Raw genomic sequence first — 22,282 nt, 5'->3', positions numbered from 1 at the left:
CCCGTCAGACCTCTTCGACGCTGCTCGGCTCGCGCCGGGACAGGTCGATGCCAAGCTCCTCCGCCGCGCGGAAGACGTCCTCGTCGGTGTCGCGCATCTCGATGGACATGCCGTCCGAGGACAGCACCTCCACGTTGAGGCACAGGGACTGCATCTCCTTGATGAGCACCTTGAAGGACTCAGGGATGCCGGGCTCGGGAATGTTCTCGCCCTTGACGATGGCCTCGTAGACCTTCACGCGGCCGGTGACGTCGTCGGACTTGATGGTCAGCAGCTCCTGGAGGGCGTAAGCGGCGCCATAAGCCTCAAGCGCCCACACCTCCATCTCACCGAAGCGCTGGCCACCGAACTGGGCCTTACCACCCAGCGGCTGCTGGGTGATCATCGAGTACGGACCGGTCGAGCGGGCGTGCAGCTTGTCGTCGACCAGGTGGTGCAGCTTCAGGATGTACATGTAGCCGACCGAGATCGGCTCCGGGAACGGCTCGCCGGAGCGGCCGTCGAACAGCGGCGCCTTGCCGGTCGGGAGCACCATGCGCTCTCCGTCGCGGTTCGGGATCGTGTGCTGCAGCAGACCCGCGAGCTCGTCCTCACGCGCACCGTCGAAGACGGGGGTGGCGACGTTGGTGCCCGGGGCGACCTGGTCGGCCTCGATGGCCTGCAGGCGCTGCGCCCAGTCGTCGGCGAGTCCGGAGACGTCCCAGCCGCGGCTGGCGAGCCAGCCGAGGTGGATCTCCAGGACCTGTCCCGGGTTCATTCGGGACGGGACACCGAGGGGGTTGAGGATGATGTCGACCGGGGTGCCGTCCTCCAGGAACGGCATGTCCTCGATCGGCAGGATCTTCGAGATGACACCCTTGTTGCCGTGGCGGCCGGCGAGCTTGTCACCGTCCGTGATCTTGCGCTTCTGCGCCACGTAGACACGAACCAGCTGGTTCACGCCCGGCGGCAGCTCGTCGCCCTCTTCACGGTCGAAGACGCGGACGCCGATGACCTTGCCGATCTCGCCGTGCGGCACCTTCAGCGAGGTGTCGCGCACCTCGCGCGCCTTCTCACCGAAGATCGCGCGGAGCAGGCGCTCCTCCGGGGTCAGCTCGGTCTCACCCTTGGGCGTGACCTTGCCGACCAGGATGTCGCCGGCGACGACCTCGGCACCGATACGGATGATGCCGCGCTCGTCGAGGTCGGCGAGGACCTCCTCGGAGACGTTCGGGATGTCCCGGGTGATCTCCTCGGGGCCGAGCTTGGTGTCACGGGCGTCGACCTCGTGCTCCTCGATGTGGATCGAGGAGAGGACGTCGTCCTGCACGAGGCGCTGCGACAGGATGATCGCGTCCTCGTAGTTGTGACCCTCCCACGGCATGAACGCCACGAGCAGGTTCTTGCCGAGCGCCATCTCGCCGTTCTCGGTCGCCGGGCCGTCGGCCAGAACCTGGCCGGCGATGACCCGGGCGCCCTCGTCCACGACAACCTTCTGGTTGACGGACGTGCCCTGGTTGGAGCGGGAGAACTTGTGCAGGCGGTACGTGGTGTACGTGCCGTCGTCGTTGGCGGTGGTGACGTAGTCCGCGGAGACCTCCTGGACCACACCGTCCTTCTCCGACTTGAGCACGTCGCCGGCGTCGACGGCGCAGCGGTACTCCATGCCGGTGCCGACGAGCGGCGCCTCGGACTTGATCAGCGGCACGGCCTGACGCATCATGTTCGCGCCCATGAGGGCACGGTTGGCGTCGTCGTGCTCGAGGAACGGGATCATGGCGGTCGCGACCGACACCATCTGGCGCGGCGAGACGTCCATGTAGTCGACGTCGTCACCGGGGACGTAGTCGACCTCTCCGCCACGACGGCGGACCAGGACGCGGGTCTCCTCGAACCGGAAGTCGTCGCCGAGCGGCGCGTTGGCCTGCGCGATGACGAATCGGTCCTCTTCGTCGGCCGTCAGGTAGTCGACCTCGTCGGTGACGACACCGTCGGTGACCCGGCGGTACGGCGTCTCGACGAAACCGAACGCGTTGACGCGGCCGTAAGAGGCGAGCGAGCCGATCAGACCGATGTTCGGGCCTTCGGGGGTCTCGATCGGGCACATGCGGCCGTAGTGCGACGGGTGCACGTCACGGACCTCGAAGCCGGCCCGCTCACGGGAGAGACCACCCGGGCCAAGAGCCGACAGACGGCGCTTGTGAGTGAGACCCGACAGCGGGTTGTTCTGGTCCATGAACTGCGACAGCTGGCTGGTGCCGAAGAACTCCTTGATGGAGGCGACGACCGGCCGGATGTTGATCAGGGTCTGCGGCGTGATCGCCTCGACGTCCTGAGTCGTCATGCGCTCGCGGACGACGCGCTCCATACGAGCCAGACCCGTGCGGACCTGGTTCTGGATGAGCTCGCCGACGTTGCGCAGACGACGGTTGCCGAAGTGGTCGATGTCGTCGGTCTCGACGACGATCGAGGTGCCGTTGTCGCCAACGGTCTCGGTCTCACCGGCGTGCAGCTTCACCAGGTACTTGATCGACGAGATGATGTCCTCGACGGTCAGGATCCCGGCGTCCAGCGGCGCCTCGCCGCCCAGCTTCTTGTTGACCTTGTAGCGGCCGACCTTCGCGAGGTCGTAGCGCTTCGGGTTGAAGTAGAGGTTCTCAAGAAGCGTCTGCGCGGCCTCGCGGGTCGGGGGCTCGCCCGGACGCAGCTTGCGGTAGATGTCGAGCAGCGCGTCGTCCTGGCCCTGGGTGTGGTCCTTCTCCAGGGTGGCGCGCATGGACTCGTACTCGCCGAACTCCTCGAGGATCTGCTCGGTCGTCCAACCGAGAGCCTTCAGGAGAACGGTGACGGACTGCTTGCGCTTGCGGTCGATGCGGACACCGACCATGTCGCGCTTGTCGATCTCCATCTCCAGCCAGGCGCCCCGGGAGGGGATGACCTTGGCGGAGAAGATGTCCTTGTCGGACGTCTTGTCGATGGAGGAGTCGAAGTAGACACCCGGCGAGCGGACGAGCTGCGACACCACGACACGCTCGGTGCCGTTGATGACGAAGGTGCCCTTGTTGGTCATGAGCGGGAAGTCGCCCATGAAGACCGTCTGGGACTTGATCTCGCCGGTCTCGTTGTTGGTGAACTCGGCGGTGACGAAGAGCGGGGCCGCGTACGTGAAGTCGCGGTCCTTGCACTCGTCGATGGAGTTCTTCGGGGGCTCGAAGCGGTGGTCGCGGAACGTCAGGGACATCGACCCGGAGAAGTCCTCGATCGGAGAGATCTCCTCGAAGATCTCCTCCAGACCGGACTTGGTGGGGACGTCCTGTCCGCTGTCCAGAGCCGCCTCGACACGAGCCTTCCACGCGTCGTTGCCGAGCAGCCAGTCGAAGCTCTCGGTTTGCAGCGCAAGAAGGTTCGGAACCTCGAGGGGCTCCTTGATCTTTGCAAAGGAGATGCGCAGCGGGGCGGTGCTGGCGCCGTTGTTCGTATTCGCGGTCGAGGCAGTGCGCGAGGCGGCCAAGAGGGGGTCCTTCCGAGGGCTCGGACTCACTACGCGCGTACCGGCCCCCCACTGGGGCACCAGGACAGGCCGTTCCTGATTCGGCCAAAAGGCCAGGTCAGGGAGATCCGGTCATCGGTGCTCAAGCGAGGGCATGCCCCTGGTGACGGGCAGGAGGCAGCTAACAGGCAGCGCAAAGGGTCAGTGTAGCCACTAGGCACACTGATGTCCAGTGCGGGTTTTTTGAGACCCTCGTCGTTCTCAACCCCTGTTGCAAGCCACGCCCTCAATGCACATCGATACTGCCCTCTTCGCCGCCGATCCATGCCTCGGATCCGGATCGTTGTGGCGACGCGTCCTGAGAATTGCGCGCTGCGTGCAGTTCGTCAAGGCCCCCCATGCCCAAACCGGGTGCTGCCCTCGTCACGTGCAGCCCGTCTTGCTGCCTGTCACCGGCGGCCGGAGGCACAACGAAGATCACCATACTCGTCGCGACCGACAGTGCAAGGCAACCGACCTCCGACCCCCTGGAACGCCGAAGAGCGACCACCCAGTTGGGTGATCGCTCTTCGGTGCGCTCGCGTTACAGCCTCTCCAGGAGAGGCTGTATCAGCTCAGCAGGAGTCCGTGCGGACTCGTCGGGTCACTTGACCTCGACGGAGGCGCCGGCGCCCTTGAGGGACTCGGCAGCCTTCTCGGCGGCCTCCTTGGCGACCTTCTCGAGGACGGGCTTCGGAGCGCCGTCGACGAGGTCCTTGGCCTCCTTCAGACCCAGGGAGGTCAGCTCACGCACGACCTTGATGACCTGGATCTTCTTGTCGCCGGCACCCGTGAGGATGACGTCGAACTCGTCCTGCTCCTCGGCGGCCTCAGCGGCGGCGACGGGGCCGGCCGGGGCAGCGGCGACCGCGGCGGCGGCGGTGACGTCGAACTTCTCCTCGAACGCCTTCACGAACTCGGCGAGCTCGATGAGGGTGAGGGACTCGAACTGCTCGAGCAGCTCTTCCTGGGACAGCTTCGTCGCCATTTGGGCGATCCTTCCACTATTCGGCTGGTGCCGGATGTACTGGTGAGGCGGGCGTACGTTCGGCCCGCTACGACCGTCGCCTCAGGCGGCGGTCAATGCGCGAGCCGAATTACTCGGCACCGCCCTGCTCGGCCTTCTTGGCACGAAGCGCCTCCGCGGTGCGGACGAACTTCGAGGGAAGCGCCTGGAAGAGCGAGGCAGCCTGGGACTGCTTGCCCTTGAAGGCACCCGCCAGCTTGGCGAGCAGAACCTCGCGGGACTCGAGGTCCGCAAGCTTCTTGATCTCGTCGGCGGACAGCGCCTTGCCATCAAGGACACCGCCCTTGATGACGAGGTTCGGGTTGTCCTTGGCAAAGTCACGAAGACCCTTCGCCGACACCACCGGGTCACCGGTGATGAAGGCGACCGCCGTCGGACCGTTGAACAGGTCGTCGAGCGTGTTGATCCCGGCCTCGTTGGCCGCAATCTTGGTCAGCGTGTTCTTCACCACGGCGTACTGGGCGTCTTCACCGAGCGAACGGCGCAGCGTCTTGAGCTGCGCCACAGTGAGACCCCGGTACTCGGTCAGCACAGCGGCGTTCGAGCTGCGGAACTGGTCCGCGAGCTCGGCTACCGCGGCAGCCTTGTCGGGCCTTGCCATAGAGCGTCGGCCTCCTTCCGGGTGATGAGGACCGCTCAGAAGGGGCTGAGGAAAACGAAACGCCCCGGCGCAGGCGCACGGGGCTTCGCTCGACCGGTCGGGATCCTTTACGGAGCCTGTCCGGGAGCAATTCCACAGTCACCTGCGCGGGTCGTCCGCCGTTCAGCGGATCCTTCGGTCACCGCGCCCTCATCCGAGCACGTGGCAACGACCAGCGGTCTTTGGCTTCTCTGGGAGAGTACGCGAACGGGTTGCCGTCGGGCAAATCCGCTCGGTCGGCGCAGTCCTTGGCGTCCTGGAAGGACGTGCCGAGGACGAAGGTCTCGCCGCGCGCTGTCCCCGCGCCGGCCTTCCGGCCTTCCGCACGTCCCCGGAGGCGAGCAGGAGCTTCACCGACCGGTTCGGTGTGGTGTTCTGCCTCTGGCCCTTGAGGTACGCGCCAGAGCCGCCGGACAGCTTCGCCAGGTAGCCGTACGCGTACTTACATCGACGTGGCCCCGGCCTGGCGCATCGTGTCGGCCGTCATGGCGCCGGTGTACGTGAAAAGGGACGGGCCCCGCATCTCGAGAGGTTGCGGGGCCCGTGCACTTTTGACGCGTTCGCGACGCGGCTACCGGGGTGAGCGGGAGGCTCAGACGGCGGCCGGGTCCTCCTCGGTGAGGAGGTTGCGGGTGCGGTTCGAGTCGATCGGAATGCCGGGGCCGATCGTGGTGCTGATCGCGGCCTTCTTGATGTAGCGACCCTTGGCGGCGGACGGCTTCAGACGAAGGATCTCGTCGAGGGCCGCGCCGTAGTTCTCCACCAGCTGCGTGTCGTCGAAGGACGTCTTGCCGATGATGAAGTGCAGGTTCGAGTGCTTGTCGACGCGGAACTCGATCTTGCCGCCCTTGATCTCGTTGACGGCCTTGACGACGTCCGGAGTCACGGTGCCGGTCTTGGGGTTCGGCATGAGACCACGGGGACCGAGCACGCGGCCGAGGCGGCCGACCTTGCCCATGAGGTCCGGGGTGGCGACGACGGCGTCGAAGTCCAGACGGCCCTTCGACACCTCGTCGATGAGCTCGTCGGAGCCGACGATGTCGGCGCCCGCGGCACGAGCGGCCTCGGCACGGTCACCGGTCGCGAAGACCAGGACCCGGGCGGTCTTACCGGTGCCGTGCGGGAGGTTCACGGTGCCACGGACCATCTGGTCGGCCTTGCGCGGGTCGACACCCAGACGGAAGGCGACCTCGACGGTGCCGTCGAACTTGGACGTGGAGGTCTCCTTGGCGAGACGGACGGCCTCGAGCGGGGCGTAGAGCTTCTCCCGGTCGATCTTGGCGTCCGCAGCGCGGAGAGCCTTGCTGCGCTTGCTCACAACTGCTCCTGTGTGTTCTGAAAGGAGTCGTGGTACGGGCCGAGCAGGCCCTGCCACGGTGGTTCTACGAAGGTGGGGATCAGCCCTCGACCGTGATGCCCATGGAACGGGCGGTGCCGGCGATGATCTTCGACGCGGCGTCCAGGTCGTTGGCGTTGAGGTCGGGCAGCTTCGTGGTGGCGATCTCGCGGACCTGCGCCTGGGTGATCTTGGCGACCTTGGTCTTGTGCGGCTCGCCGGAGCCCTTCTCCACACCCGCAGCCTTGAGGATCATCTTGGCGGCCGGCGGAGTCTTGGTGATGAAGGTGAAGGAACGGTCCTCGTAGACCGTGATCTCCACCGGGATCACCCAGCCACGCTGCGACTCGGTCGCGGCGTTGTAGGCCTTGCAGAACTCCATGATGTTGACGCCGTGCTGACCCAGCGCCGGGCCGACCGGCGGAGCCGGGTTGGCGGCGCCGGCCTGGATCTGGAGCTTGATAAGCCCCGTGACCTTCTTCTTCTTGGGAGGCATGTGCTCTCTCCGGGTCCTAGTGAGAGTTTTCAGCCGTCCGGTCCGGATCATCCGGATGGAGGCATACCGCACAACGATAACGGGTATCTATGCGCGGCCAAAAACCGAGCAGGTCAGACCGGCTGCGAGAGCCCGTCTGACCTGTTCGGAAGACGTACGTCCAGAAGGTGTTAGTTCTTCTGGATCTGGTCGAACGAGAGCTCGACCGGGGTCTCGCGGCCGAAGATCTCGACGAGGCCCTTGACCTTCTTCGAGTCGGCGTTGATCTCGTTGATCGTCGCCTGCAGCGTCGCGAACGGGCCGTCGGTGACGGTGACCGAGTCGCCGACCTCGAAGTCCAGCACCTGGACCTCGACCTTGCGCTGCGGAGCGGGCTTGCCCTCGGCCTCGGCGGCCTCGCGGGCGGCCTTCTCCTCGGCCTCCGGGGCGAGCATCTTGACGATCTCGTCCAGGGTCAGCGGGTACGGGTCGTAGGCGTTGCCCACGAAGCCGGTGACACCGGGAGTGTTGCGGACGACGCCCCAGGACTCGTTCGTCAGGTCCATGCGCACCAGCACGTAGCCGGGGAGCTTGTTCTGGCGGATGGTCTTGCGCTCGCCGTTCTTGATCTGCGCGACCTCTTCCTGCGGCACCTCGGCCTGGAAGATGAAGTCCTCGACGTTCAGCGAGACGGCGCGCTGTTCGAGGTTGGTCTTCACGCGGTTCTCGTAACCGGCGTACGTGTGGATCACGTACCACTCGCCGGGAAGGGTGCGCAGTTCCTCGCGCAGAGCGGTGACGGGGTCGACCGGCTCAGCCTCTTCCTCGGCCTCCTCGGCCTCGTCGGAGACGGCCAGGTCCGCTGCGTCCACGTCGTCCTCGAGGTCCGTGCCGGACTCGTCCTCGACGTGCACGGCCGCCTCTTCGGCGGGCTCGCCGGCATCGGCGTCGGCAGCCTCAAACTCGTCCTCGACGTCCGCGCCCTCGACGATGTCGAGCTCGTCGTCAACGGACTCGACCGACTCGATGGCATCGTTCAGGTTCGGGTCAGACACGGTGGCTGCTTCTTCCTGGGTACATGGGGGTGGAACACGCGAAAGGGGCGCCGGGTACGGCGCCCTTCGCTTCTGGCTCAGCCGAAGACGTACTTGGCTGCGTGGTTGAGCCCATAGTCAATCACGGTCACCAGGGCGATCATGATGACGACGAAGACAATCACCACTGTCGTGTACGTCGTCAGCTGGTTTCGAGATGGCCAGACGACCTTGCGGAGTTCCGCGACAATCTGGCGGTAGAAGAGGGCAAGGCGCTTGAGCGGGCCCTTCTTGGCACGCTTACCGCCCTTGCGGGTCTTCTTCTTGGACTCCGGCGCCTCATCCTGGGCATCAGGCATGTCGATGGAGCCCACGGCGTCCGTCACTCGTCCTCACCTGATTCCGGGTCGTGGCCGTGCCGCGCCCGGTTGAGCCGCACGGCGGTGCAATGCTGTACGTACATGCGCACACATCCTGGCGAAGGAGTGTGTAGCAGGGCCGGAGGGACTTGAACCCCCAACCGCTGGTTTTGGAGACCAGTGCTCTACCAATTGAGCTACGACCCTTTGCTGTGTCCCCAACGTACCGCATCCGCCCGAGTGCTCGGTGTGCACCGGGTGAGTGCGGCCGGTGAAGGCCAACGAGGTGAGAGTGTACGTGGTCCGCGGCCGGTCGTCGAACAGAAAGTGTCCGTACGGGGATTGTGCGCCACTGTTCGATCCGTGTGCGGCGCGTGTGCGCTCCGTGTACGGCCGTTTGTTCAGTCTGTGAAACCCGTGTGCCGGGGGCGTTTCCGGTCTGAAACGATGGGTCCCATGAGCGCTGCAACCCCTCCCACCGAGCGCCGGGTCTCCGCCCGAGTCGGCGCGATCTCCGAGTCCGCCACCCTCGCCGTGGATGCCAAGGCCAAGGCCCTCAAGGCCGCCGGACGTCCGGTGATCGGCTTCGGCGCCGGTGAGCCCGACTTCCCGACCCCGGACTACATCGTCCAGGCCGCCATCGAGGCCTGCTCGAACCCGAAGTACCACCGCTACACGCCGGCCGGCGGCCTGCCCGAGCTGAAGGCCGCCATCGCCGCGAAGACGCTCCGCGACTCGGGCTACGAGGTGGACGCCTCGCAGGTCCTGGTCACCAACGGCGGCAAGCAGGCGATCTACGAGGCCTTCGCCGCGATCCTCGACCCGGGCGACGAGGTCATCGTCCCCGCGCCGTACTGGACCACCTACCCGGAGTCGATCCGTCTCGCCGGCGGTGTCCCCGTCGACGTCGTCGCCGACGAGACCACCGGCTACCGCGTCTCGGTCGAGCAGCTGGAGGCCGCCCGCACCGAGAACACCAAGGTGCTGCTCTTCGTCTCCCCGTCCAACCCGACGGGCGCGGTCTACACCCGCGAGCAGATCGAGGAGATCGGCCGCTGGGCCGCCGAGAAGGGCCTGTGGGTCCTGACCGACGAGATCTACGAGCACCTCGTCTACGGGGACGCCGAGTTCCACTCCCTGCCGGTGGTCGTGCCCGAGCTGGCCGACAAGTGCATCGTGGTCAACGGTGTCGCGAAGACGTACGCGATGACCGGCTGGCGCGTGGGCTGGGTCATCGGTCCCAAGGACGTCATCAAGGCCGCGACGAACCTCCAGTCGCACGCCACGTCGAACGTCTCCAACGTGGCGCAGGTCGCCGCGCTCGCCGCCGTGTCCGGCGATCTGACGGCCGTCGCCGAGATGCGCGAGGCCTTCGACCGCCGCCGCAAGACCATCGTGCGGATGCTGAACGAGATCGGCGGCGTCCTGTGCCCGGAGCCCGAGGGCGCGTTCTACGCGTACCCCTCGGTGAAGGCGCTGCTCGGCAAGGAGATCCGCGGCAAGCGCCCGCAGGACACGGTCGAGCTGGCCGCGCTGATCCTGGAGGAGGCCGAGGTCGCGGTCGTCCCCGGCGAGGCCTTCGGCACGCCGGGCTATCTGCGGCTGTCGTACGCCCTGGGTGACGAGGATCTGGTCGAGGGCGTCAGCCGGATTCAGAAGCTGCTGTCCGAGGCGAAGGACTGACGTTTTCGTACGCCTTCAGGGCGGCGATGTCGTTTTCGCGCTCCACGCGCGCGTGCGGGCCCGGGCCACTCGGTTTCGAGTGGCCCGGGCCCGTTTCTTCGTTCGGGCAAGCCCTCGTACAGGGAAAGCGCTACCGGCACGACACCCGCGTACGGCAAGATCCTGGAATGGAGCACGTACGTGATGTCTCTGAGTTGCCGAAGGCCCATCTGCACCTGCACTTCACCGGCTCGATGCGGCCGAGCACCCTGCTGGAGCTGGCCGACAAGTACGGCGTCCGGCTGCCCGACGCGCTGACCAGCGCAGAGCCGCCGAAGCTGCGGGCCACCGACGAGCGGGGCTGGTTCCGCTTCCAGCGGTTGTACGACGCGGCGCGGTCGTGCCTCAGAGAGCCCGAGGACATTCGGCGGCTCGTGCGCGAGGCCGCCGAGGAGGACATCAAGGACGGCTCCGGGTGGCTGGAGATCCAGGTCGATCCGACGTCGTACGCGCCCCGTCTGGGCGGCCTGATCCCCGCGATGGAGGTCATCCTGGACGCGGTGGACTCGGCGGCGCGGGAGACCGGTCTGGGCATGCGGGTGCTGGTGGCAGCGAACCGCATGAAGCATCCACTGGACGCGCGCACGCTGGCCCGCCTCGCCGTGCGGTACGCGGACCGCGGCATCGTCGGCTTCGGGCTCTCCAACGACGAGCGGCGGGGCATGGCGCGGGACTTCGACCGGGCCTTCGCGATCGCGCGCGAGGGCGGCCTCCTCGCGGCTCCGCACGGCGGCGAGCTGACCGGCCCGGCGTCGGTCAGGGACTGCCTGGACGACCTGGACGCCTCGCGGATCGGGCACGGAGTGCGGGCGGCCGAGGACCCGCGGTTGCTGAAGCGGCTCGCGGACCGGGGCATCACCTGCGAGGTCTGCCCGGCCTCCAACGTCGCCCTGGGGGTCTACGAGAAGCCCGAGGACGTACCCCTGAGGACTTTGTTCGAAGCCGGGGTGCCGATGGCGCTCGGCGCGGACGACCCGCTGCTGTTCGGCTCGCGGCTCGCCGCCCAGTACGACATCGCGCGCCGCCACCACGGCTTCACGGACGCCGAACTGGCCGAGCTGGCCCGGCAGTCGGTGCGGGGTTCGGCGGCGCCGGCGGACGTCAGCCGGAAGCTGCTGTCCGGGATCGACGACTGGCTGACGAGCCCGGCCGCCTGAAGGGGGAGACCTAGGACCTGTCCGGTCGATCACGGTGGAGGAAAGCAGCGGCGCCTTGTCAGCGCCGGTGAGCGGGGTGTGGTGCGTGCGGCTGCGAGGCGGAGGAGGGCGTCGACGCGGAGCGTCGGCAACCGACGACAACGCCGCAGATGTGCGTGCCACACCCCGCGTCTCCGCCGTGATCGACCGGACAGGTCCTAGAGCTCCACTCCGACGGTCACCGGCTCGTTGACCAGCGTGATCCCGAAGGCGTCGCGTACTCCGGCGACGACCTCGCGGGCCAGCGCGAGCAGGTCCTCGGTGGTGGCCTCGCCGCGGTTGGTGAGGGCCAGGGTGTGCTTGGTGGAGATACGGGCGGGTCCGCTGCCGTACCCCTTGGTGAAGCCGGACTTGTCGATCAGCCAGGCCGCGGACGTCTTGGTGCGCCCGTCGCCCGCCGGGTACGCGGGCGGCACGGCGTCGGCGCCGAGCCGCTCCCGCACGCGCGCATGGAACGCGGCGCACTCCGCCTCCGTGAGGATCGGGTTGGTGAAGAAGGACCCCGCCGACCAGGTGTCGTGGTCCTCGGGGTCGAGCACCATGCCCTTGCCGGAGCGCAGCCCCAGAACGGTCTCGCGGGCGGCGGCGAGCGGCACCCGGTCGCCGGGCTCCACGCCCAGCGCGCGGGCCGTCTCGGCGTACTTGACCGGGGCGCTCAGGCCGTCCGCGTCCTCCAGCTCGAAGCGGACACGCAGCACGACGTAGCGCTCGGGGTCGGCCTTGAAGCGGCTGTGGCGGTACGAGAACGCGCACTCGGCGTTCGGGATCGTGACCGTCTCGTGGGTCTTCCGGTCGTAGGCGATCACCTCGGTGATCGTCGACGACACCTCCTGACCGTACGCACCGACGTTCTGGATCGGCGTCGCGCCCGCTGAACCAGGGATTCCGGCGAGGCACTCGATCCCGGCGAGCCCGGCTTCGACGGTACGGGCGACCGCGTCGGTCCACACCTCACCGGCGGCCAGCTCCACCTTCGTACCGTCGAGTCCGAAGCCGGTCGTGGCGATCCGCAGGGCGGTGCCGGCGAAGCCCTTGTCGCCGATGACCAGGTTGGATCCGCCACCGATGAGCAGCAGCGGCGTACCGGAGTCGTCGGCCTCGCGGACGGCTGCGATCACTTCGGCGTCAGTCGTTGCGGTGATCAGCCGGGTCGCGGGACCCCCGAGCCGGAAGGTGGTCAGCGGGGCGAGCGGGGCATCGTGGAGTTCCTGCACGTGCACCAGAGTACGAGACGGGGTCGGCCGCTTTGGCACGCACGGGAAACGGCCCCGCCGGTCGGGCGGGGCCGTTTCTCTTTTGTACGCGGCTTGTGCGCGGCGCGTCTCTGTTCGTACGCGACGAGGGTTCGCTTTCCGGACTCAGTGGCCGGCCGTCTCCAGGACCGCCTTCTCGGCCGGCTCGGAGGCGGCGGCCGTGTCCGACGCGGAAGCAGTGGCCTCGGCCGCCTGCGCGCTGCGCCGGGTCGGGATGGCCAGCGCCGCGATCCCCGCGAGGGCCACCATGGAGGCGCCCACCACCAGCGCGGGCCGGAGGCCGTCGACGAAGTGCTGCGGGGTCTCGTAGCCGCCCTGGGCCGAGAAGATCGACGACATCACGGCGATGCCGAGCGCGCCGCCGACCTCGCGCAGGGCGTTGTTGGCGCCGGAGGCGATGCCCTGCTCCTGCGTCCGGACGCTGGACATGACCAGGGCGGAGGCCGGGGCGAAGTACAGGGACATCCCGATGCCGCTGATGATCAGCGCGGGCAGCTGGGCGGTGTACGTGGCGTCGGCGGCGACCACGGCGGCGTAGTACGCAAGCCCGGCGGCCTGGAGGAAGAGCCCGGCGGCGACGACCGGGCGGCCGCCGATCCGGTCGGAGAGGTAGCCGGCGATCGGCGCGACGAGCATCGGCATGCCGGTCCAGGGCAGCATCCGCACGCCCGCCTCGGTCGGCGAGTAGCCGAGGACGCCCTGCATGTACTGGCTGAGCAGGAAGATCGAGCCGAACATTCCGAGGAACATCAGCAGACTCGCGGCGTTGATCCCGGCGAAGGCACGGGAGCGGAAGAGCCGCATCGGCAGCATCGGGTTCTTGGCGCGTATGCCGTGCAGGACGAACGCGGTGAGCAGGGCCGCACCCGCGAAGAGGCCGGTCAGGACGAACGGGCTGGTCCAGCCGTCGGCGGGCCCGCGGACCAGGCCGTACACGATCCCGAAGAGGCCGCCGCTGGCGAGCAGGGTGCCGGGGATGTCGAGCGGTGCGCCGGTGCCGTGCGACTCGGAGAGGCGCAGCCGGGCGAGCGGCAGGAGTGCCAGGCCCAGCGGGACGTTCAGCCAGAAGATCCAGTGCCAGGACACGTGTTCGGTGAGGCTGCCGCCGATGAGGGGCCCGGAGGCGACCGCGAGTCCGTTGACGGCACCCCAGATCCCGTAGGCCATTCCGCGCTTGGCGGCCGGGACGGCGGCGGTCAGCAGGGTGAGCGTCAGCGGCATCATGACGGCCGCGCCGACACCCTGGACCGCGCGGGCGGCGATCAGCGAGTCGATGCCGGGTGCCATGGCCGCGGCTGCGGAGGCGCCGGTGAAGACCGTGATCCCGGCGAGGAAGAGCCGACGGCGGCCGAACCGGTCGCCGAGCGCCGCGCCGAACATCAGCAGCACGGCGAAGGTGAGCGTGTAGGCGCTCACGGTCCACTCCAGGTCGTCCAGCCCTCCTCCGAGGTCCTTACGGATGGAGGGCAGTGCGGTGGTGACGACGAGATTGTCGAGGGCCGCCATGAATCCGGCGACGCTGGTGATGACGAGGGCCCAGGCGGCTCCCCCGCGACGTGCTGTCTGCTGTGACATCGCTCCCCCAAAGAGTGAATGCACTCCGGATGGTTAGTTATTGATGACTAACTTTTGTGCCCATGAAAAGGCGACGACATCCGCCTCCCCTGTACCGCTTCCGCAGCCGAGTTCTACTTCTCCAGCCGGCCCGTGATCCGCGCCGACGGATAGAGCCCTTCCCAGACTCGGTGCTCGGGCGGAAAACCCATGGCCACCAGGCAGTTGACGAGCATTCCGTACGCCATGAAGGTCGTCGTCTCGTCCTTGTCGCCGCCGAGCGGCAGATGGACGGTGTCCCACAGGCGCATCCAGCCCGCCCGCACCGCCTCAGCGAGTTCGTGGTCCCCGGCCTCCTCGGCGGCCGCCGAGGCGACGTACGTCTGCATCTGCATCAGCAGCTGCTCCGGGCGCTCCGCGATGACCCTGGTGTACGCGTTCGCCATGGAGTGCAGAGCCTCCTCGCCCCGCAGCCCCTCGGCGGCTTCCTCGAAGGTGCGCCGGGTGTCCTCCATGCAGCGCTCGGCCGCCGCGAGGAAGATCGCCTTCTTGCTCGGGAAGAGCCGGAAGAGATAAGGCTGCGAGACACCCACACGCTTGGCGATCGCCTCGGTGGACGTGCCGTAGTAGCCGCCCCGGCCGAACTCACTCATCGCCGCGCGGATGACGCTCTCGCGCCTCTCCTCTGCGCTCATCCTGACCATGCGACTAAGTTAGTGCTCAATCACTAACTACGTCAAGTGGGCTCGTGCGCGTAAGCAGCAGGGGCGTGCGGGTGGATGGACGGACGGGTGCGGGTGGAGGGATGAGCGGGTGGGTCGGTGGGCCGCTGGGCCGCTGGGCCGGTGGATGGAAGGGTGGATGGGGTGGATGACGCGAATGAGTAAGGGGCGCCCGCAATTGCGAGCGCCCCTTACCCGTGCTGCCGTCAGGCCAGCCGCACAACCGCCCGCGACATGCCCAGCACCTTCTTGCCCTCGCTCATCGCCGTGAGGTCGACGCGGACCGTGTTGTCGTCGAGCTTGGCCGCGACCTTGCCGGTGACCTCGATGGTCGCGCCCTGGTCGTCGTTCGGGACGACGACGGGCTTGGTGAAGCGGACGCCGTACTCGACGACCGCGCCCGGGTCGCCGGTCCAGTCGGTGACGACGCGGATCGCCTCGGCCATGGTGAACATGCCGTGCGCGATGACGTCCGGCAGCCCGACCTCCTTGGCGAACTTCTCGTTCCAGTGGATCGGGTTGAAGTCCCCGGAGGCGCCCGCGTACTGCACGAGCGTGGCGCGCGTCACGGGGAAGGTCTGCGCCGGCAGTTCGGCTCCGACCTCGATGTCGTCGTACGCGATCTTCGCGGTCATCGTCAGCCCTCCTCGGCCGCGCGGGCCACCAGCTTGGTGATGGCCGTCACGACGTGCTCGCCCGCCTCGTCGTGGACCTCGCCCCGGACGTCCACGACGTCGTTGCCCGCGAGGGACTTGATCGACTCGATGGTCGAGGTGACCGTGAGCCGGTCACCGGCGCGGACCGGCCGGGTGTAGGCGAACTTCTGGTCACCGTGCACCACGCGGCTGTAGTCGAGGCCCAGCTGGGGGTCCTGGACGACCTGCCCGGCCGCCTTGAACGTAATGGCGAACACAAAGGTGGGCGGGGCGATCACATCGGCGTACCCGAGCGCCTTGGCGGCCTCCGGGTCCGTGTACACCGGATTGGGGTCCCCGACGGCCTCCGCGAACTCGCGGATCTTCTCCCGGCCGACCTCATAGGGGTCGGTGGGCGGGTAGGACCGCCCCACGAAGGACTGGTCGAGCGCCATGGGCTCGGCACCTCCTGGTTGTCTTCGTCGTCTTCGCTGATGTACCGGCCCACTGTCCCCGGTCCGGGCGGGACGCCGTACCGCGCCGCAAGGGCGCCGCACAACGACGCGAGGCCGCCCCCCGCGAAGGGGACGGCCTCGTGTACGAGCCTGATTTATCGCGTTTCGCGGTGCGCGGTGTGCGCGTTGCAACGCGGGCAGTGCTTCTTCATCTCCAGTCGGTCCGGGTTGTTACGCCGGTTCTTCTTGGTGATGTAGTTCCGCTCCTTGCACTCCACGCAGGCCAGCGTGATCTTCGGGCGGACGTCGGTGGCAGCCACAGGAGTGCTCCTTGACGAACGGATGGGACGATGAACGCATAAAAGAGTAGCCGATCGAAGGACCGACCCCACAATCGGCTACTGTCAGTAGCGGTGACCGGACTTGAACCGGTGACACAGCGATTATGAGCCGCTTGCTCTACCGACTGAGCTACACCGCTTTGATGAGATCGGGCCCCGCCTTGCGGCGGGGACCTCTCACACCAGAGCCCCAATACGGAATCGAACCGTAGACCTTCTCCTTACCATGGAGACGCTCTGCCGACTGAGCTATTGGGGCGAGCGATGAAGACATTACACGGTCGCCTGCCGATCGCCCAAATCCGTTTCGCGCCACCCTCCCAGGCCTGTTCTCCGGCGTTCTCCCGTGGATCTCGGAACGCTCCAAGGCCCTCTCGCGAGCCCAGGAACGACAGGGGTCACGGCGGGTTACAGGAAGCGTCAGGAGGCGACAGCCCTGCCGCCCGTCCCTCTGTTCACAGCGGCCTCGAACCGCCTCAGCAGGACCGTGGACCACACCAGCCCGAGCGCTGACCACGCCGGTACGACTATTGCCCTCCTCCCCGGCACCGGCGGACGGCCACCCTAGGCTCGACCCACTCTGCGTGATCTTGCCCACTTCTGCGCAGCCGCCCCGAGACCCAGGAGCTCGATGCCCGACAGCCGACCGCAGCCGCCCCACTCGTCGTCGGGACAGACCGACCCGGCCGGCCTCCTGCTGTGCGGAGCGCGGCTCACCGACGGACGGACCGTGGACGTGCGGCTGGGCGGCGGGCGTATCGAGGCGGTCGGTACCGCCGGGAGTCTGGCGACGGACGCGGTCGGCGCGCGCGTGGACCTCGCCGGCTATCTGCTCCTGCCGGCCCCCGTCGAGCCGCACGCCCACGGGGACACGGCCCTGTCGGCCGACGGCGCGGGACCTGTGTCGTACGGCGCTCCGGAGGTCCAGCGCCGCGCGACCGAGGCCGCGTTGCTGCAACTCGGACACGGGGCGACGGCTCTGCGCGCCCACGTACACGTGAGTGACGTACAGGGCCTGGACGCACTGACGGCGGTGCTTCAGGCACGACGGTCACTGCACGGGCTCGCCGAGTTGTCGGCGGTGGCGATGCCACGGGTGCTGACCGGGGCCGCCGGGGCGGACGGGGTCGCGATGCTGCGCGACGCGCTGAAGATGGGCGCCGCGGTGGTGGGTGGCTGTCCGGACGCCGACCCGGATCCGACGGGGTACGTGGAGACGGTTCTGGAACTCGCCGCCGAGCAGGGCTGCCCCGTCGACCTGCACACGGACGGTGACGATCCGGCCCGGCTCGCCCGGCTCGCGGCGATGGCCGGCGGGCTGCGTCCCGGGGTCACGCTGGGCCCTTGCGGGGGGCTGCGCCGACTGCCCGCCGAGGTCGCCGCACGCATCGCGGACCAACTCGCCGCGGCCGGGGTGACGGTGGTGTGCCTGCCGCAGGGTGGCTGCGGGGGCGCCGACCGGCCCGGTACGGCGCCCGTACGGCTGCTGCGGTCGGCCGGCGTGCGGGTCGCGGCCGGCAGCGGCGCTCTGAGGGACGTGTCGAACCCGGTGGGCCGCGGGGATCCGCTGGAGGCCGCGTATCTGCTGGCCTCGCGCTACGGGCTGCGGCCCGAGGACGCGTACGACGCCGTGAGCACCGCAGCCCGGGCCGCTCTCGGCCTGCCCGAAGTACGCGTGGAGGCGGGATTCCCGGCCGAACTGCTCGCCGTACGGGGCGACCGGCTGGCCGGGGCGCTGTCGCTCGCGTACAGCCGGATCGTCGTACACCGGGGGCGGGTCGTGGCGCGGACCAGCGCGGTGCGGGAGTACTGCAACTCGGCGGCCGCGGTGGCGCTGGACCTGCCTCGGCAGGGGCGGGGAGAGCCGTCGTGAACTCCGCGCGGGACGGCCGTGACCGCAGCACTCGCCGCCGGGCAGAGGGAGGGGTTGTGAGGGCCGTGGCCGCCGGGTCGGGAGAGCCGTTGTGACGGCCGTGGCCGCCAGGTCGGGAGAGCCGTTGTGACGGCCGTGGCCGCCAGGTCGGGAGAGCCGTGACTGCCGTGTCGGCCGGGAAAGCTGGGCCTCGGCCCGTGTTGTGCGGCGAACGCGCCCATCCGGGCGTACGGTCGGAAACATGCGCATTGTCATCGCTGGAGGTCATGGTCAGATCGCGCTGCGGCTGGAGCGGCTGCTCGCCGCGCGCGGTGACGAGGTCGCGGGGATCATCCGCCGCGCCGAACAGGGCGACGATCTGCGGGCGGCCGGCGCCGAGCCGGTGCTCTGCGATCTGGAGTCGGCCTCCGTCGAGGAGGTCGCCGCTCATCTACAGGGCGCGGACGCGGCGGTGTTCGCGGCGGGCGCGGGCCCGGGCAGCGGCGTCACCCGCAAGGAGACGGTGGACAAGGGTGCGGCGATCCTGTTCGCCGACGCGGCGGAACGGGCGGGCGTACGCCGCCACGTCGTCGTGTCCTCGATGGGCGCGGACCCGGCGCACCCGGGCGACGAGGTGTTCGACGTCTATCTGCGCGCCAAGGGCGAGGCGGACGAGTACGTACGCAGCCGTCCGTCCCTGGACTGGACGATCCTGCGCCCGGGGATGCTGACGAACGACGCCGGCACGGGCCTCGTACGCCTGGAGGCGCACACGGGCCGCGGCCCGATCCCGCGCGACGACGTGGCCGCGACCCTCGCGGAACTCGTCGACACCCCCGCGACGGCCGGCCTGACACTGGAAGTGATCAGCGGCTCCACGCCGATCACGGTGGCGGTGAAGGCGGTGGCGGGGAACTGACTCCCCTCAGCAGAGCCTCAGAGGAGCGAGCAGATCCTCAGGGGAAGTCAGAAGAGAGGCATCTGTCCCGGGAAGTCCGGGATGACGTATCCGTCCAACGTCGGTTGTGCCGCGCCGAGTTCGGCCTGCTTGCGTGACCCGGGGCACGAGACGAGTTCCCTGCTCTCCCGCGCCCCCGGCGGGTCGTGCCGCGCGAACCGCCCGGCGACGACGGCGATCTCACGACGGCACTCGGGACAACTCCTGCGACGAGACGACATGCCGCTCAGCGTACGGAGGAACCCAGGCCACGGGGACTGCGGCGCGGACCGGGCGCCCCTACGGGAGTTGCCTGAGGCACGGTGACCCGGGGGCATCCGCCGGGCCGGGGCCGCAGGCTCGTCGTACGGGACGACACGTCAACATGGCCGCCTTTCTCGCGCTCGTACGACGGGAGTCCCGATGTCCGCCACCGCGCCCCCGCTGGCAGCTCTCTCCGCCGAACTCTCCTTGCTGCGCCCCCGGATGGAGGAGGTGAGCCGTGCCATCCATGCACGGCCGGAGCTGAAGTTCGCGGAGTTCCATGCCGTGGAGGTGCTGACCGGCTGGCTCGCCGAGGCGGGCTTCGCGGTGCGGGCGGGAGCGGGCGGCCTCGATACGGCGTTCGTGGCGGCGCACGAGGGGAGCGAGCCGGGCCCGTACGTCGCCGTACTCGCGGAGTACGACGCGCTGCCCGGAGTCGGGCACGGCTGCGGCCACAATCTCATCGCGGCCGGTGGCGCGGCGGCCGCGATCACCGCCGTACGCGCCCTGCCTCACCACCCGGGCACGATCGCCGTCATCGGTACCCCCGGTGAGGAGATGGGCGGCGGGGGCAAGGTCAGGCTGGCCGACGCCGGGGTCTTCGCGGGCGTCGACGCCGCGGTTATGTTCCACCCGGGCGACCGCTCGCTGACCACGCAGCACGGGTTGGCGGCGGCGCATCTGAGGGTCGGTTTCACGGGGGTGAGCGCGCATGCCGCGAGGTCACCGTGGGAGGGGCGCAGCGCGCTGGCGGCCGCGCAGCTGTTCCTCAACGCGATCGACGCGATGCGTCAGTTCGTACCGCCGACCGCCCGACTGCACGGCATCGTCTCGGACGGCGGCCAGGCCCCGAACGTGATCCCGGCCCATGCCGCGGTGGATCTGTACGTACGGGACCGTACGGCGGCGTCGGCCGAGGCGCTGGTCGAGCGGGTCCGCAGGGCGGCCGAGGGCGCGGCGCTCGCCACCGAGACCACGGCGGAGGTCCACGAGACAGGCCCGCTGTACGGGGAGCGCCGCGACAACACGGTGCTCGCCGAACGCTTCGGGGACACGGTGCGCGCGCTGGGCCTGGACATCACGGCCGCCGGCCCCGACAGCCCCGCCGGTTCCTCCGACATCGGCAACCTGTCCCAGCTGCTGCCGGTCATCCATCCGTACATCCAGATCGCCGAGTTCGGTACGCCGAGTCACTCCGACGCGATGCGGGAGGCCGCGGCGACCCCTCTCGCCCACGACCGCGCCGAGGTCGCGGCGGCGGGGCTGGCTCGGGTGGTCACTGACCTGGTCCTGGATCCGGGGGTGTTGGAGGCGGCGCGGGCGGAGTTCGTGGGCCGCTGAGATTGCGACGGACAGCGGGCATCCGGCGTCGCTCGCGTCCCGCGCCTCCATCGCCTCCATCGCCTCCATCGCGTACCTCGCGTACCTCGCGTACCTCGCGTACCTGCGCCCCACCCATGTCGGTCGTCATCGTCCTGGAGGGCGCGGTCGCGGCCGGGCCGCGTGACGGTCGCGGTACCACTCCTCGTAGGGCCGGCCGCGCGGAGAGCCGGGGCCGGCTGCCGAGCCGTCCCGCTGGCGTCGTCGTCCGGCGACGCCCGCGCCCTGCTCGCCGTATCCGCGGCCGGCGACCGCAGCAAGGCGGACCAGGACCCCTGCGCCGGCAGCCGCCGGCGCAGGGCTACCGCTGCCGGTACGCCACCGACTGGGTGGCCGACAAGACCAAGTGGGGGCTCTCTGTCGACCCCACCCAGGAAGCCGCACTCGCCGAGGCCCTGAGCCGCTGCCGGGACGTCCCCGTGTAGGTCACTCTCGCGCGGTAGTTCCAGACTAGAAGCCGGCCTTGGTGCGGAACTCAATGTCGGTCTCGTCGGCGCCCGGGTCGGTGCTGCCGGCTCCGTCGTCGCCGCCGGTCTCGTCGACGCCAGAATCAGTGCTGCCGCTTCCGTAGTCGCCGGTGTCGTCCACGCCGGAATCGGTACTGCCGCTTTCATTGACGCCGTCAGGGTCTTCGTCCAAAGCGACCAGGCCATGCTGTAGGGCTGCCGGTGCAGCCATGGCAGTCACCGGCAGCGCCAAGCCGCCACCGGCCAACGCCACGGAAGCCGTGACGACCACAAGACGACGGTTCCAGGAGCGCTTGGTCATCGGAATTCTCCATTCGGTATTGCGGGGGGGGCGTGCCATTCACCCCTCGTCGAAATCTGGGATATTCGCAGCTCCCTATTGCCCGGGTTCGCCCTGGTGGGAACTGCTTCCAACAAACCAGGACCGGAGGCCTCCCGGCACGTCACTACAAGACGTGGCTTGACAATCGAAAACCGGCGGCTCGGTGAGTGCTGAGCCGCCGGTTTGCGCGGTGCGTGTCGAGCGCGAGACAGAACGTGGCGTGTGCTCGGGGAGCTGCCCAAGGCCGCGCCCGGCTGCCGACGTTGCCGTCAGATCCAAGGCATGGCGCCGCCCCTGCCGCAGAGCCCGGGGCGGGAGCCGACGAGGTTCGACTGTTCGCCAGTTCAGAGCCGACTTATCGAGACAGGTGAGTCGGCTCTTGTGAATCGGGCCCCCGAGTTCTCCTCAGCGTGGACGCGAAAGACGCCGCCCGCCAGGACGTCCGAAAAGCCTTTGGTGCAGCCCGGAACCGAGCAGGCTTGCCGGAGACCCATCTCCTGCGGCGGGACCGAGGAACCACCGGAGGACGTTGAACGCACACTCCACTGGATGGCCAAGAACTCGGCACCTGTCGCTGCCCTCGAAGACCCCGCAACCGTCCGACTCCCGCTTGCCGCCCTGGCGTTGAAGCTCGATGGCAAAGCGGCTGCGGCCCGCACCGTGAAGCGCAAGCGTGCCTGCCTGAGTCAACCTGCTCACCACGGTGAAGTGGACCGTCCCGAAGTCGGCGCAAGAGGTGACGGGAGGCGCACCAAGCCCGGCATCTCAAGGCCCGAGCGGAGAAGGACTCGCGACCGGTACCC

At 68.8% G+C, this 22,282-nt stretch carries 21 protein-coding genes and 3 tRNA genes; 6 read left to right on the top strand and 18 right to left on the bottom strand.

All coding sequences use genetic code 11. The features are described from left to right. Positions 1 to 4 precede the first annotated feature (4 nt). The 8 genes from rpoB to SAVERM_RS25335 form a co-directional block, all read right to left on the bottom strand. A complete protein-coding gene (gene rpoB, locus SAVERM_RS25370) occupies positions 5 to 3,490 on the bottom strand; it encodes a DNA-directed RNA polymerase subunit beta (RefSeq protein ID WP_037647936.1) in 3,486 nt (1,161 codons plus the stop codon). Between the two features lie 622 nt (positions 3,491 to 4,112). Beyond that, positions 4,113 to 4,496 (bottom strand): 50S ribosomal protein L7/L12, encoded by a 384-nt coding sequence (gene rplL / locus SAVERM_RS25365; RefSeq protein WP_010986332.1) that lies wholly within the window; start codon positions 4,494 to 4,496, stop codon positions 4,113 to 4,115. Positions 4,497 to 4,605: 109 nt separating this feature from the next. After that, the gene (rplJ, locus tag SAVERM_RS25360) at positions 4,606 to 5,136 is read right to left on the bottom strand and encodes a 50S ribosomal protein L10 (RefSeq protein WP_010986331.1); all 531 of its coding nucleotides are present in this window, start codon (positions 5,134 to 5,136) and stop codon (positions 4,606 to 4,608) included. Positions 5,137 to 5,767: 631 nt separating this feature from the next. Further along, positions 5,768 to 6,493, bottom strand: coding sequence for a 50S ribosomal protein L1 (gene rplA, locus SAVERM_RS25355; protein WP_010986330.1), 726 nt, complete (start codon positions 6,491 to 6,493; stop codon positions 5,768 to 5,770). A gap of 79 nt (positions 6,494 to 6,572) precedes the next feature. Continuing rightward, a complete protein-coding gene (rplK, locus tag SAVERM_RS25350; protein ID WP_010986329.1) occupies positions 6,573 to 7,007 on the bottom strand; it encodes a 50S ribosomal protein L11 in 435 nt (144 codons plus the stop codon). A gap of 170 nt (positions 7,008 to 7,177) precedes the next feature. Then, entirely contained in the window at positions 7,178 to 8,041 is an 864-nt protein-coding gene (gene nusG, locus SAVERM_RS25345; protein ID WP_010986328.1) for a transcription termination/antitermination protein NusG, read from the bottom strand. Between the two features lie 77 nt (positions 8,042 to 8,118). Continuing rightward, the gene (gene secE, locus SAVERM_RS25340) at positions 8,119 to 8,406 is read right to left on the bottom strand and encodes a preprotein translocase subunit SecE (RefSeq protein ID WP_010986327.1); all 288 of its coding nucleotides are present in this window, start codon (positions 8,404 to 8,406) and stop codon (positions 8,119 to 8,121) included. A 107-nt stretch (positions 8,407 to 8,513) separates the two neighbouring features. Next, positions 8,514 to 8,586 (bottom strand) — tRNA-Trp (locus SAVERM_RS25335). A gap of 249 nt (positions 8,587 to 8,835) precedes the next feature. Here SAVERM_RS25335 and SAVERM_RS25330 point away from each other — a divergent pair. Continuing rightward, entirely contained in the window at positions 8,836 to 10,062 is a 1,227-nt protein-coding gene (locus tag SAVERM_RS25330) for a pyridoxal phosphate-dependent aminotransferase (protein WP_010986326.1), read from the top strand. A gap of 167 nt (positions 10,063 to 10,229) precedes the next feature. Beyond that, positions 10,230 to 11,258, top strand: coding sequence for an adenosine deaminase (locus tag SAVERM_RS25325; protein ID WP_010986325.1), 1,029 nt, complete (start codon positions 10,230 to 10,232; stop codon positions 11,256 to 11,258). 197 nt (positions 11,259 to 11,455) lie between these two features. On the opposite strand, the gene SAVERM_RS25320 is transcribed toward SAVERM_RS25325, so the two are convergent. The 8 genes from SAVERM_RS25320 to SAVERM_RS25285 form a co-directional block, all read right to left on the bottom strand. After that, positions 11,456 to 12,511, bottom strand: coding sequence for a UDP-N-acetylmuramate dehydrogenase (locus SAVERM_RS25320; RefSeq protein ID WP_037648033.1), 1,056 nt, complete (start codon positions 12,509 to 12,511; stop codon positions 11,456 to 11,458). A gap of 144 nt (positions 12,512 to 12,655) precedes the next feature. Continuing rightward, positions 12,656 to 14,125, bottom strand: a complete 1,470-nt coding sequence (locus SAVERM_RS25315) for a DHA2 family efflux MFS transporter permease subunit (protein WP_010986323.1) — start codon at positions 14,123 to 14,125, stop codon at positions 12,656 to 12,658. 113 nt (positions 14,126 to 14,238) lie between these two features. After that, positions 14,239 to 14,808, bottom strand: coding sequence for a TetR/AcrR family transcriptional regulator (locus tag SAVERM_RS25310; protein ID WP_010986322.1), 570 nt, complete (start codon positions 14,806 to 14,808; stop codon positions 14,239 to 14,241). A 224-nt stretch (positions 14,809 to 15,032) separates the two neighbouring features. Next, positions 15,033 to 15,461: a MaoC family dehydratase gene (locus SAVERM_RS25305; protein WP_010986321.1), complete on the bottom strand. Its 429-nt coding sequence runs from the start codon at positions 15,459 to 15,461 to the stop codon at positions 15,033 to 15,035. A 2-nt stretch (positions 15,462 to 15,463) separates the two neighbouring features. Next, a complete protein-coding gene (locus SAVERM_RS25300) occupies positions 15,464 to 15,916 on the bottom strand; it encodes a MaoC family dehydratase N-terminal domain-containing protein (RefSeq protein ID WP_010986320.1) in 453 nt (150 codons plus the stop codon). Positions 15,917 to 16,071: 155 nt separating this feature from the next. After that, the gene (rpmG, locus tag SAVERM_RS25295) at positions 16,072 to 16,236 is read right to left on the bottom strand and encodes a 50S ribosomal protein L33 (RefSeq protein ID WP_003948671.1); all 165 of its coding nucleotides are present in this window, start codon (positions 16,234 to 16,236) and stop codon (positions 16,072 to 16,074) included. A gap of 88 nt (positions 16,237 to 16,324) precedes the next feature. Then, a tRNA-Met gene (locus SAVERM_RS25290) sits at positions 16,325 to 16,397 on the bottom strand. Positions 16,398 to 16,443: 46 nt separating this feature from the next. Next, a tRNA-Thr gene (locus SAVERM_RS25285) sits at positions 16,444 to 16,516 on the bottom strand. Between the two features lie 372 nt (positions 16,517 to 16,888). Between SAVERM_RS25285 and SAVERM_RS25280 the strand changes: the two genes are divergently transcribed. Then, complete coding sequence (locus SAVERM_RS25280) at positions 16,889 to 18,130, top strand: amidohydrolase family protein (RefSeq protein ID WP_010986319.1); 1,242 nt, start codon at positions 16,889 to 16,891, stop codon at positions 18,128 to 18,130. Positions 18,131 to 18,371: 241 nt separating this feature from the next. Then, positions 18,372 to 19,028, top strand: a complete 657-nt coding sequence (locus SAVERM_RS25275) for an SDR family oxidoreductase (RefSeq protein ID WP_010986318.1) — start codon at positions 18,372 to 18,374, stop codon at positions 19,026 to 19,028. A gap of 47 nt (positions 19,029 to 19,075) precedes the next feature. Here SAVERM_RS25275 and SAVERM_RS40415 read toward each other — a convergent pair whose 3' ends face one another. Continuing rightward, complete coding sequence (locus SAVERM_RS40415) at positions 19,076 to 19,288, bottom strand: hypothetical protein (protein WP_078234500.1); 213 nt, start codon at positions 19,286 to 19,288, stop codon at positions 19,076 to 19,078. A gap of 181 nt (positions 19,289 to 19,469) precedes the next feature. Here SAVERM_RS40415 and SAVERM_RS25270 point away from each other — a divergent pair, with 181 nt between their 5' ends. Continuing rightward, the gene (locus tag SAVERM_RS25270; protein WP_010986317.1) at positions 19,470 to 20,651 is read left to right on the top strand and encodes a M20 family metallopeptidase; all 1,182 of its coding nucleotides are present in this window, start codon (positions 19,470 to 19,472) and stop codon (positions 20,649 to 20,651) included. Between the two features lie 116 nt (positions 20,652 to 20,767). After that, positions 20,768 to 21,115 carry a hypothetical protein gene (locus tag SAVERM_RS42465; RefSeq protein WP_137865192.1) on the top strand — a complete coding sequence of 116 codons (348 nt, stop codon included), beginning with the start codon at positions 20,768 to 20,770 and terminating at the stop codon, positions 21,113 to 21,115. A gap of 25 nt (positions 21,116 to 21,140) precedes the next feature. On the opposite strand, the gene SAVERM_RS42460 is transcribed toward SAVERM_RS42465, so the two are convergent. After that, positions 21,141 to 21,458, bottom strand: a complete 318-nt coding sequence (locus tag SAVERM_RS42460; protein WP_137865193.1) for a hypothetical protein — start codon at positions 21,456 to 21,458, stop codon at positions 21,141 to 21,143. Positions 21,459 to 22,282 lie beyond the last annotated feature (824 nt).

The organism is Streptomyces avermitilis MA-4680 = NBRC 14893, from assembly GCF_000009765.2.
GTDB classification, from domain to species: Bacteria; Actinomycetota; Actinomycetes; order Streptomycetales; family Streptomycetaceae; genus Streptomyces; species Streptomyces avermitilis.
Note: the sequence above shows the minus strand (reverse complement) of the source record. Positions and strands in the feature narration are given on the sequence as shown.